At 40.4% G+C, this 12,297-nt stretch carries 9 protein-coding genes; 3 read left to right on the plus strand and 6 right to left on the minus strand.

What is annotated here, in order from left to right; translation table 11 throughout:
• The coding region (locus QL995_RS00005) for a transposase (RefSeq protein WP_290291347.1) at positions 1 to 599 on the plus strand (599 nt) is incomplete at its 5' end.
• Positions 600 to 868: 269 nt separating this feature from the next.
• Here the strand turns inward: QL995_RS00005 and QL995_RS00010 are convergent.
• Positions 869 to 2,452: a tetratricopeptide repeat-containing sulfotransferase family protein gene (locus QL995_RS00010; RefSeq protein ID WP_290291350.1), complete on the minus strand. Its 1,584-nt coding sequence runs from the start codon at positions 2,450 to 2,452 to the stop codon at positions 869 to 871.
• Positions 2,453 to 2,555: 103 nt separating this feature from the next.
• Positions 2,556 to 4,973, minus strand: a complete 2,418-nt coding sequence (locus tag QL995_RS00015; RefSeq protein ID WP_290291352.1) for a TonB-dependent receptor — start codon at positions 4,971 to 4,973, stop codon at positions 2,556 to 2,558.
• A 477-nt stretch (positions 4,974 to 5,450) separates the two neighbouring features.
• On the opposite strand from QL995_RS00015, the gene QL995_RS00020 reads away from it, so the two are divergent.
• Both QL995_RS00020 and QL995_RS00025 read left to right on the plus strand, forming a co-directional pair.
• On the plus strand, positions 5,451 to 6,545 hold the full coding sequence (locus tag QL995_RS00020; RefSeq protein ID WP_290291356.1) for an NADH:flavin oxidoreductase/NADH oxidase: 1,095 nt from the start codon (positions 5,451 to 5,453) through the stop codon (positions 6,543 to 6,545).
• A 74-nt stretch (positions 6,546 to 6,619) separates the two neighbouring features.
• Positions 6,620 to 7,816 (plus strand): MFS transporter, encoded by a 1,197-nt coding sequence (locus QL995_RS00025; RefSeq protein ID WP_197117162.1) that lies wholly within the window; start codon positions 6,620 to 6,622, stop codon positions 7,814 to 7,816.
• 82 nt (positions 7,817 to 7,898) lie between these two features.
• On the opposite strand, the gene QL995_RS00030 is transcribed toward QL995_RS00025, so the two are convergent.
• The 4 genes from QL995_RS00030 to QL995_RS00045 all read right to left on the minus strand — a co-directional run bounded on the left by QL995_RS00030 (position 7,899) and on the right by QL995_RS00045 (position 12,219).
• Positions 7,899 to 8,762 carry a DMT family transporter gene (locus QL995_RS00030; protein ID WP_101216422.1) on the minus strand — a complete coding sequence of 288 codons (864 nt, stop codon included), beginning with the start codon at positions 8,760 to 8,762 and terminating at the stop codon, positions 7,899 to 7,901.
• Between the two features lie 232 nt (positions 8,763 to 8,994).
• A complete protein-coding gene (locus QL995_RS00035) occupies positions 8,995 to 9,738 on the minus strand; it encodes a FadR/GntR family transcriptional regulator (RefSeq protein ID WP_002960591.1) in 744 nt (247 codons plus the stop codon).
• A 443-nt stretch (positions 9,739 to 10,181) separates the two neighbouring features.
• Entirely contained in the window at positions 10,182 to 11,168 is a 987-nt protein-coding gene (locus QL995_RS00040) for a Gfo/Idh/MocA family oxidoreductase (RefSeq protein ID WP_290291366.1), read from the minus strand.
• A 40-nt stretch (positions 11,169 to 11,208) separates the two neighbouring features.
• Positions 11,209 to 12,219 (minus strand): AraC family transcriptional regulator, encoded by a 1,011-nt coding sequence (locus tag QL995_RS00045; protein WP_290291367.1) that lies wholly within the window; start codon positions 12,217 to 12,219, stop codon positions 11,209 to 11,211.
• Positions 12,220 to 12,297: the final 78 nt, after the last annotated feature.

The following is a 12,297-nucleotide window of genomic DNA, read 5'->3' on the forward strand; positions in this document are numbered from 1 at the left end:
TTGAGTTTATGGCGCAAAGTGGGTTCGATACCTACATTGCGGATAACCAATTTAGAAAACGAAATCCGCTGTTTAAAGCCAGCGAAACATACGAAACTGAGCAAGAAAAGCGCCGACTAAAACGCAGTAAAGGCAAGCCTCGGTTATTTACCTCAGACGATTTTCATTATGATGAAGCAACCCAAACATGCCGCTGCCCAGCAGGTAATGATATGTGGCGAAGCGGAGTTAATGTAAACAGCCATAACCAACAATACACACGATTCTGCGGTTACTTAAAAGATTGCAAAGTATGTCCACTACAACAGCAATGTATGCGAAAACCACCGATAGAAAGAGGACGACAAGTACAGTTTATAAATAATAAATCACGCAAAAAGCTGAGCTATGTAGACAAAATGAAAGTAAAAATAGACAGCCCCATAGGTCGACGACAATATAGCAAAAGACTTGGCTGTATTGAGCCAGTGTTCGGGAACATTACAGTGAATAAAGGCATGAATAAATTGACCTTACGGGGTCAAACGAAAGTGAATGCGCAATGGCAACTGTATTGCCTTGTTCATAATATAGAAAAGCTGCAAAACACGATGCATTAAGAAGGGTAAGCCCTCTTACTCTAAATAAAAGCCACTCAAACACCCGTAATCCCTTCCAAAACGCCAATTAAAACAATATCAAACACTTCTATATTCTGCGTAAAAATACAGTAATCAATTGAACCAAAATAGGAACTCAGCTATGGTTTGTTTATCAATAAAAACAAATTTAAAAACGAGTTAATCTACAGGCTCGTTACGAACGTCCGGAGATGGCACAAAGCGGACTATCCCTAAGTCCACTCATTTAACTCCCAGCTATAAAACCCTTACTCAAAACTGATACCTTGTTTTAAAAGGTACTCCACTGCTGCATCAGTATGGGGCTTAAATGCCTTCCAACGGCCTATTGCTTTATTATTAAGTGGTTGGCGTACTTGCACTTTGCTAGCCGTAGAAACTGGTGCGGTGTTTAAGTGAAAATCTATACACTGGGGTTGCCAATCTAAGTTACAAAAGCTGACTAACTCTTTAATTTGTTGCTCGGGCTGTGCGACTAATTCTTCGTATTTTACTAATTTTATATTGCTGTGCAGGGCGCTGAAGTGCTGCATTAGTTTGTAAAAACGGCTGTAAAATTTTGCAGTGTCGAGTAAATCGAGCGAGTAAGCATAGTAGGGGTTATTAATGGTAAATAATTGGCGATAGTTGCCAATACAGGTATCCATTGGATCGCGCAGCATACAAATAATTTTAGCGTTTGGCAGTGCTTTGGTTATTAAATCGATATAAAAAAAGTTAAACGGGAGCTTATCAATAAAGTGTTTATGGCTGCCTGTTATTACGCGTGTTGCGTTTAAATAGGTTGACCCAAGCTGATTAAAATCAAGCTCGTAGGCTTTACTGAGCGTTTGAGTGTCGAGTACATGAGGTGTTTGTGTTTGGCTTAGCTTTTTAACGCTTAGGCCAAAGTCTTGTAATTCACCGGCTGATTGCACGTCGCTGTGGCTCGATAAAATACGCTCAACTAATGTGGTGCCAGAGCGGGGCATACCTAATACAAAAATAGGTTCGGCCGTTGGGTTACCTTGTGTTAGCGCTTGTTTGTGCTGTTCACTTAAGAGTTTAATATGTTCAAATAACTCAGTTGAACTTTTATGATCAAACGGCTGCACAGCACGTTTTGCTACTTTACCTTGCTCTAACGCGTTAAAAGCGTCTGAAAATTCACCAATATCTTGATACTCTTTTGCTAAAGCATGGCCAATATGCAGTTTTGCATCGGGGTGCGTTACTTGCTCAAATACGTTTTTTAAGCGCTCAATATGGTTGTTTTGCTTACTTACTTTAGTTAAATCACTTAATGCAAAATGACTTTGATGATGCAGCGGGTTAAGCGCTATGGCATTTTCAAAAGCGTGTTGGGCTTTATCGAATAATCCTAAAAACTTAGCGCTTACACCGTAGTTATAATAAAACGGTGGTTGAGCTTTGTTAGCTGCTGTAGCCAGTTTAATAGCGCACTCAAAGTAGTTAAGTGCGTGTTCGTGAATGCCTGCTTGAGTAAGTGCAACGCCGAGTGTGTCGGCATCAAGTGCTTTAGTTATTTGCTTTAATGGCACTGATAGCGCGGTATTTTTTGCTTTTTGTAATTCGCCAGTAAGTGCGTAACATTTAGCAAGTTGCGCGGTGTATTCAATACTTTGGCCAAGGGTAAGGGCTTTTTCGATGAGCTTTATTGCTTTGTGTATTTGCCCAACAGTTAAATTAACCATAGCTAACAAAAAATACCCATCAGCAAAGTCTGGTTTGAGTGTAACTAACTCCACTAGGGCTTTGTGTGCTTGCTCTATTTTACCTTGGTTTAGGGAGTGTATTGCGCTTTGATGAAGTTGCTTTAAATTTGGCTGCATGGTTTTGGTAATTATTATTTTGTAAAAGAAAATAAAAAGGCTCAAATAAATTTGAGCCTTAAAACAGTATTTAAAAAGTGAGACTGTTTAAAAGTCGCTTAAATTATATTTCAAATTTGTAGTTAAATTTAACACCTACCGTAAGCGGGCGATTAATGTAATGGCCGTAGTTACGTTGTATGTCGGCGCCATTAGCTGATGTTATATCGGCATCTGAACGACGAACGGATGTAACCGCGTATTTGTTGAATAGGTTATCAACATATAGCGTAGTTGACCATGCATCAGCCGTTAATTTAGCTGATATATTACTTAAGCTGTAACCTGGTAGTGTTTCGCCGTTATCGCGAAGTCCTACTCTTGAAAGCACGTCGCTTTGCGCGGTTAAACCGTAGTTAATATCAAGCGTTTTGTCGTTAAACACATCTGTTTGATAGTTTACACCCATCGAAAATTGGTTTTCAGGTGAACCAGGTAAACGGTCGCCGTCTTCTGCGCCACCGGTACCATCGGCATTAAACAAAAATGGTGCGTCTGATGTTAGTTCTGCTTTTGTGTAAGCGTACGTAGCGTAAACTGAAAACGAGTCAGATAAAATTGCACGAGTCGAAATTTCTACCCCTTTTGCATTAGCGCTGCCTGCGTTTGAAAGGTACGTTAACTGACCTATATCTGTAGCGCCAGTGATTTGCGCATCATCCCAATCTACGTTAAATAACGCGGCGTTAAAGTGTAGTTGGCTTCTAAACCATGTACTTTTAAAGCCTAGCTCGTAGTTTGTTGTGGTGTCGGCTTCATATAATAATTCGTCAGGTTTACCACAACCTGTTTGTTGATCCTCAACAATTGGATCAGGACAAGACACTAAACCGTTTGAGCCGCCAATTCTAAAGCCTTCACTTACTGTTACGTAACCCATTACTGAGTCAGTGAACTGGTATTTAGCATTAAATTTAAATAAGTTACCGTTATCGCCTGCTTCGTCTTTTTCGTATGCAACGGTGGTTACATCAGGATCTACTCCACCATACAATGTATTTGCTAGCGGGAAGTCAAAAGCCGCTTGCGACTCTATATCGTATTTGTAAAAACGGGCACCAATGGTCACATCTAATTTGTCGGTAACTTGGTAGCCAACTTCACCAAATAGTGCAGATTCAGTGACGGTACTTTTTGTAAGCTCTAAGTACTCTAATGAGTCAGGTCTTAGCTGCTCGCCACCAAAGTTATCGATAGCGAATTGGTCAAACCCAGGCGTAAACTCTCGGCTTGACGCTTCGGTTTCTGTTTTGTTGTAAAAGCCACCCACAATCCAGTTAAAGTCGCTGTCGCCTTGCGACACTAAGCGAATTTCTTGAGTGAAGGTATCTTCTTCGTCTATTTCACGGGTAAACGTTGAAAACGAAGGAAATTCTTCATAGCCGTAATCAAGACGAATAAGTAAGTCTGTTTGGTCGCGTTGGCCGTCGGCATCAAAGCTTGAAATACCGGTTGCCGATACGAGCTCTGCAAAACCTAGGTCGGCTTTTAGTTCAAGGCTTAGTAATTGATCTTTTTTCTCGCGAGGCTCTTCAAAGCGATAAGCCGATTCGTATTTACCTATTACATCGCTTAAGCCGTTGTTTGCATTAAGGCTGTTGTAATGAACAATCGAGCGGCCTTCGCTGTCTTGGTTTTGGTAAAAGTAGTTAAGCGTACCTTCAAACGATTCATTTGGTTTAAAGCGTACAGAAATACGACCTGTAGTGGTGGTTTCGCCGTTGGCGTCTTTTACATTTTTAAGGTTGTTATTAACTGCTGAGCTATCGCTCCAATCTGGATCTGGCAGTGATACGCCTGGCTCGCGTACTACGTAGCCGTAATCGATAAAACCAGGGTCTTCATATACATTTAAGCTGGCGCGAACTGCTAATTTATCTTCGATAATAGGAAGGTTAAATATAAAACCGCCTTCGCCACCTAAAGAGTCACTTTCTTTTGTTTGAAATAGGTCGCCGTATACTTCAAGCGATGTAAAATCAAGCTCAGGCTGTTTAAGCATGTAGCGAATTGCACCGCCTAATGTGCCTGCACCATAAAGGGTGCCTTGTGGCCCAATTAATACTTCAACACGCTCAATATCTACTAGGCGCATATCTACCGAAACTGGAATTTCGTTAATGTAAGTAGATACCGTGCCACCATCTGACGATGGACCAGAAGAGTTTGTATTTAAACCACGAACAATAATAGGCGAGCCTGAGCGGCCACCTTGATCGGTAATTGTTAAACCAGGTACCCAGCGTGCTACATCCGCAAGCTCATTGATATTTTGATCTTTCATAATATCTGCATCAAGGGCTGTAATATTTAGCGGTGCATTTTGCACAGAGCCGCTGCGCCTTGTTGCTGTAACTTCGATTACTTCGAGTGATTTGTTTTTAGCTGCAACTTCTTCTTGAGCAAGTGCAGCATTAGGCAATAAAAATACGCTAGAAACAGCGCTCGAAATAGCCAAGGTTAACAAGCTTGGTTTAAACATAAAAAGTGATCCCCAGTTCAAATGTTTTACATTAGTAAATTAAGTTAAGCAGTTTATCAGGGAGTGAAGTAGCTTGGAATATTTAAATTGAATTTTAATTCACTTTTGTAGAATAAATATGGTTAGTATGTAGGGTTTTTATTTAGTTAATAGGCAATACAAGCAATAGCTTAGTGCTATTAGGTACAGTTAGGTTAAAAATCACACCCTTGTTTAAAGGTAAATAGTCATTCATTTTTTAAAGATGGCTTTATGACGCGCTCGTTAAACAAATTATTACATTAAAATTGATAGTTTATAATGTCATTAGTTATGCTTTTATCAGCACTATTAAAGTATGTTTTTATCCCCATTAAGAGTGGTAGTCGTATTTATAAGTAACTGTGTAAGTTATTGAGTGAGCGTGTTTGATTGCCGCTTCGTATACTCTTTTTTGTTTTGTCCGCACTTTTTTGTGCGTGTTTTTAAGGATTAACAATGAGCCAACTATTTTCGCCTTTATCACTTGGGCAAGTAACGTTAGATAACCGTATTATTATTGCACCAATGTGCCAGTACTCAGCAAACAATGGCGCTGCTAGCGATTGGCACACTATTCATTTGGGCCAATTGAGTTTGAGTGGTGCAGGATTGCTAATTTTAGAAGCAACAGCAGTAAACCCAGAAGGGCGTATTAGCTACGGCGATTTAGGGCTTTGGAATAATGAAACCCAGCAAGCACTGGGCAAAAGCCTGAAAGCAGTAAGGCAATACAGCTCTATGCCTATTGGTATTCAGTTAGCGCATGCTGGGCGTAAAGCCTCTACAGGTAAGCCGTGGGAAGATATTGGCGCTATTGCACCTGATGACGTTAATGGCTGGCAAACCGTGGCACCTTCGGCAGTTGCGTACGACGATAGCAGCCCAGTGCCAAAAGCAATGAGCCAAGACGACATAGACTCATTAATTAAAGACTTTGTCAGTGCAGCTAAACGCGCTGATGAACTCGGCCTTGATTTAATCGAGCTACATGGTGCGCATGGTTACCTGTTACACCAGTTTTTGTCGCCACTTTCAAACAAGCGCGATGACAACTACGGTGGTAGCCTAGAAAACAGAATGCGTTTATTGCTTGATGTGTTTAAAGCGGTAAGAGCGGTATTTCCTAGTGAAAAAGCGGTAGGTGTACGTATTTCGGCAACTGATTGGGTTGAAGGCGGCTGGGATTTAGATCAATCGATAGTGCTTAGTAAAGCGCTTGATGAACTCGGCTGTGACTTTATTCATGTAAGTACTGCGGGTTTAAGTCCTGAGCAACAAATACCAGTAAAACCTAATTTTCAGGTACCGTTTGCAACAGCCATAAAAGAAGCGGTTAAAATGCCTGTTATAGCGGTGGGTTTAATTACACAGGCGCAGCAAGCCGAAGATATTATTAGTGAGCAGCAAGCCGATGGTGTAGCGCTGGCGCGTGGCATTTTATATAACCCGCATTGGCCGTGGCATGCAGCTGCAGAGCTTGGCGCTACAGTAACTGCACCTAAACAGTATTTACGCTCAAGCCCACATGGGCAGCCATCACCAATTAAGTAAAACGAAGTTTTTTGTAAAAACCCAACCCGCGTTTGCTGGTTGGGTTTTATTATTTTTATAAAGTAGAGACACACATGACCCAACCAGGCGTTTCACCACAACCACTTAGCAATACACTCGTTACTATTATTGCTTTGTGTTGCGGTCTTATTGTTGCCAATATTTACTACGCTCAACCTATTATTGAGTTGCTTGCCCCAGAAGTTGGATTAAGTGCGCACAGTGCTAGCCTTATCGTATCGCTTACACAAATAGGCTACGCTTTGGGGTTGTTTTTTTTAGTGCCATTAGCTGACTTAATTGAAAATAAGCGTTTAATGCTTATTACTTTAGCTGTGTCGTTTTTGAGTTTAGTGGGGACGGCACTTGCTGATTCACCTAATGTAATGCTTATTTTATGTTTAATGATAGGTATGAGCTCGGTTTCTGTTCAGGTGCTTATTCCGCTTGCTGCGCATTTATCGTCAGACGAGAAGCGCGGACAGGTTCTTGGCAATATTATGGCGGGTCTGTTGCTAGGTATTTTGCTGGCAAGACCTATATCGAGTTTAATAGCCGATCACTTTGGTTGGCGTGCTGTATTTTACTTTGCAGCAGGGTGTATGGTGTTTATTGCAGGCGTAATTTATTTTGCTATTCCAAGCAGGCAACCTACCCATAAAACAACGTATTTTAAGTTATTAAAATCGCTTAAACAGTTAATGATTAGCCAACCAGTGCTGCGCCAACGTTCACTTTTTCAAGCATTAATGTTTGCATCGTTCAGTTTATTTTGGACGAGCGTACCGGTTGTGCTTGCCCGTGAGTATGGTTTATCGCAATCAGAAATAGCATTGTTTGCATTAGTGGGTGCGGCAGGTGCTGTAGCTGCCCCCATTGTTGGTCGTTTAGCCGATAAAGGCTATACGCATCAGTTATCGTTACTGGCCAAAGTAATTGCAGCAGTGTGCTTTTTACCAAGCTTATTTGAGCTACCTTACGGCATTATAGTATTGGCATTAACCGGTGTGTTTATTGATTTTGCTGTGCAGGCCAATATGGTATTGGGTCAACGTGCAGTGTATGCACTAGAGCCGCAAAGCCGTGCGCGTTTAAACGCTATTTACATGACGAGTATATTTGTAGGTGGCGCAGTAGGCTCGCTTATTGCCAGCCCATTATATGAAGCGGGCGGGTGGACAGGTATTGCTCTGGTCGCGACGGGCATGCCGCTTATTTCGTTGATTGGCTATTTGGTTACAACTAAAAAGCAAAGTAAGGCTGTGAGTTAAAAAATTACTGGATACAACACAATAAAGTCACCATGTTGCGTGGTGACTTTATTTAGGTTGTTAAGGTTAGTTTGGTAGTTAATTAAGTAGCCTGTTTTTTTGCGTTTGAAAAAGAGCTACCAACAGATGCAATAATAACAAGTAAAATAGCGAGCCACTGCCATAAAGTAAGTAACTCACCCAGTATAATAAACCCTGCGAGCGAAGCTATTGCAGGCTCTAAACTCATCATTACGCTAAACCCTTGTGAAGGCATGTTACGCAGTGCAACCATTTCAAGTGTGTAAGGCAGTGCGCTTGATAAAATAGCAATACCAATACCCAGTGGGATAATTTCCCACGTAAACGCGGCGCTTTGCAGAATGCCGCCGTAAGGTACTAGCACTATAGCGGCAACGGTCATACCCAACGCAACAGTTGCTCCACCAGAGCTTTGTGTGCCCGTTTTTTTACCAAATAATATATAACCTGCCCAACATGCACCGGCGCCAAGCGCAAGCGCTACACCCAATGGATCAAGGCTGTCTTGGCCGCTCATATCAGGAAGCAGAAGCAAAATACCGGCAATAGCACAGGCAACCCAAAATAAGTCACGTTTGCGGCGTGATGAAAATAAGGCAACAGCAAGCGGGCCTGTAAATTCAAGCGCTACACCAATGCCTAGTGGAATGCGTTCAATGGCGTAATAAAACAAAATGTTCATGCCGCCTAAACTTAAACCATACACAATTATAGGAATACGATTACCAGAAGTAGGTAAGTGTTTCCAAGGTTTAAACACTAAGCAAAGTATAAAGGCAGAAAAACCAAGCCTAAGGGCAGTTGTACCTTCAGGGCCAACAATAGGAAAAAGCTGCTTTGCAAATGACGCGCCCGTTTGAATGGTCATCATAGCAAGCAGTACACACACGATAGCCAGTAAATAACTTTTTGAAGATGCTTGCATTTTTATCCTTGAGTTGAGTAACTCTATCAATTAGTTATGTAATGCAGGGAGTATAAAAGCTAAACCCGCCCGATATTAATGGCGGCATAGTATCTTTTTTTAAATTTATAGGTAAGTGTTTGCGACCAAAAATAGCGCAATTAAAAGTATATTTAATAGGGCAGGTAAATAAAGTAAGAGGTAAAGTTAGCAAACAGGCGTTTGCTAACTTTAATCAGTTGGTTAAAAGGCCTTAGTGAGCACTTTTATTAACTAAGCCATCAAGCGAGTAGAGGCCTCGTTTTTCATCATTTTTGCGTTTAATTTCTTCAAGTGCGCGCGATTCTACAGCGTCAAATAAAGCATTAATTAAGCGGTTAAAATGTTTGTGCATTGCACTGCGCGCTGCATTTGCATCATGCGACTTTAGAGCTGTATAAATAGCGGTGTGTTCGTCCATAACGCACTCGTTATTGTTTTTACACACACTGCCATAGTCAGCAACAATTTGTGGGTTTGTTAAACGTAAATCCCACAAGTTAGACACTGCAAATTCAAGTGCTTTATTGCGTGTTGCTCTAGCTATAATTTCGTGGAACTCACGGTCGGCTTGCTCAACATAAAGGCCTTTTTCCATGGCAATTAATGTTTTATTTAGTTGCTCTAGTTCTTCTTCTGTAATGCTTTGAGCAGCTAAAGCGGCAATTTCGCCTTCAATTAATGCGCGAGCTTGAGTAAGTTCAAATGCACTGATCTCTTTTGATTTTATAGATGCATTTTTTTGTTCTACTACGTAAACACCAGAGCCGGTTTTAACTTCAACTCGGCCACGTACTTCTAATGCGATAATAGCTTCTCTAATGGTAGGGCGACTTACATCAAACATTTCTGCCAGTTCACGTTCAGGTGGTAAACGACTCCCAGCAGAAAATTCGCCTTGATTTATTAAAGACTCAATTTTATCAACTATGCGCCAAAATAAGCGACGATTACCCATACTTTACCTTCATTACCTTAAGGAATAATGGCCTCTGGGGCCTAAAAGTCAAAACCAACTGTTAATACCAGAGGTTACCTCAAAATTCACTATTATGTCAAAATTCTAACGCGATGTTATGGTTAAAAACCACTATACACCAATGGTTGTATTCTTGTATTACCAATTTAGTTTAAAATAATGCAATTGGCTAGCTTGATTGGTAATGTTTTTATGTGTTAGGTTAGTTTTAAGGTTATTGAATAATAAATATTGGTAATAATCCGAATTTGGGTTGTTAGTGTTAAGTTTGCTGTAGAAGTATTTGATTGCCCATGGATGGGGATCGCTATTTTTAAATGTGTTTGTAAAGTGTGTTTTGTAAAATGTGTCGTTGTACGAGAGCTATTTAAGCTTTCTTCTGGGCGTTAACTGTCGTTGGTTAACGCCCATATTTTATTTAGTTAGTCGTTAGGGTACACAACCCCAAGCTGTTTGCGAGCTTCATCAAGTACGCTCATTACGTTACTGGCTAAAATATGTGTATTAACGGGTGACTCAAGAATATTTTGCTTCACTAATGCCATAAAATGTTCAACTTCGTATTTCATAAAGTGCTCATCAAACGGCTGGGATATAATCTCTACCTCACCATTATTAGCAATAAACTCCACCTTTTTGAGTTGCGATACGGCTTCTATACGTATGCGTCCAAGTTCGCCTTGTATTTCGGTTATGTTGTCGCCTTGCGATATTTTAGAGTAACTAATAACGGCTTGTTTATCTGCGTAGTTTAGTAATACATCGCCCGCACCATCTACACCTGTATCAAGTAATACGCCACTGGCACTTACGCTTTGCGGCGCTCCCCAAAGTGCAATTAATAAATACAGTGGGTAAATCCCTAAATCAACTAAAGCACCATTAGCAAACTCGGGCAAAAACGTATTTGGACGTTCGCCATTTTTATACTTATCGTAACGCGATGAATATTGACTGTACTGGCCAATATATTTACGTGGTGTGCCAATTTTTACCATTGCCTGTTGCAGCCGTACAAAGTTAGGCAAGTGAGTGGTCATCATGGCTTCCATGTAAAGGCGCTGATGTTTTTTTGCTGTAGTAATAATGCTTGCAAGCTCTTTAGAATTGGCTGCTGATGGTTTTTCGCCAAGGACATGTTTACCCGCTTCTAGGCACATAACGGCATATTGCTTATGTAAGCTGTTAGGGGCGGCTATGTAGACAGCATCAACATTTTGATCTTGGCATACTTGCTCGATTGAGGTGAAAATTTTTGCTTGTGCATTTTGTGGGTGTTTGGCTAAAAATGCTTCGCCGCTTGATACTGCGCGCGAGCACACCCCATATAAATTAAAATCGTTTAACGTATTTGCAGCGGCTAACAGTGTGTCGCTAATAAAATTGGTGCCAACAATAACAAAGTTCATGCTCACTCCTTAGCTTAAATAAAAATAATAATAAGAGTGTTTAGTTTAACATTTTTTTAGTCCTATATGCTCGAGGAGAACATCCAAACCAGCGTTTAACATTAACACTTAGCGTTGCTTGCTCCTGATACCCTAAAAGCTCAGATATGGTTGATATTGTAAATTGGTTTTGCGCTAAATAGTGTGCAGCTAAAGCGCGACGAGTGGCATCTTTAAGTTTTACAAAGCTCGTATTATGTTTGATAAGTTCTCGATGCAGAGTACGCGGGTGCATACCCAGCGCAGCTGAAATAGTTTGGTTACTACATTGATAAATAGGAAGCATAGGCCTAATTAGTGCACTAACTTGGTTGGGCAATGGTTGTGTGTGTTCTTTGTTTTTTGCCAAGAAGCTTAGCGCCGCTTGTACTTTATTTAGTTCAGGGTGATCAAGCTCAAGAGTTAAATCACTTTTTGAGATTACAATACCAGCGCTGTTGCGATGCTCTATAACGTTACAACCAAAGTAAGTGTTATAGGCACGAGTATTAGTACTTAATTTTTTTGGCAAAAATATATTAATTGGTTTGCAGCGGTTATTACTCAGCTTTTTAATAACAGCCAATGCTAAACCAATGGTTAGCTCAATCACTTGGTTAATGTTCGGTAATGGTTTTAAATTAATTTCGAATGATAAAAACAAGCTTTTATCATTCTCTAAAGGGTGCGAGTTTAAGCTAAGTGCAGGGCTGTGCAAGTGAAGGTATTTAATAACCCAATTAAGTGCATCACCTAAATTAGTACTACTTTTAGCTGCTATTGCAATATGCCCTAAAATATCAAAATTTTGTCTACTTGCGAGCTTAAGGCCAAAACTAGAACAATTGAACTTACAAGCACAGTATTCTAATAGCTCAGCGTAATCTCGATAAGGTAAATATTGGTTATCGAGATTTTTAAAGTCAACGTTATTAATATTATAGTTTTGCATTATTTCATGCGGATCGCCGCCAAATTCGCTAATTAGGGTATCTATACCTTGTAATGACGTGGCTCTGATTAGGCTGCTCATGGTTAACCTCAAATAAATGATGTCTAAAAATATCAAGTTTTGTTGAGTTTTTCTATGCACTATTACTGTTAAAGCCGT

Source organism: Pseudoalteromonas sp. APC 3358 (assembly GCF_030408075.1).
Classification (GTDB): Bacteria; Pseudomonadota; Gammaproteobacteria; order Enterobacterales; family Alteromonadaceae; genus Pseudoalteromonas; species Pseudoalteromonas arctica.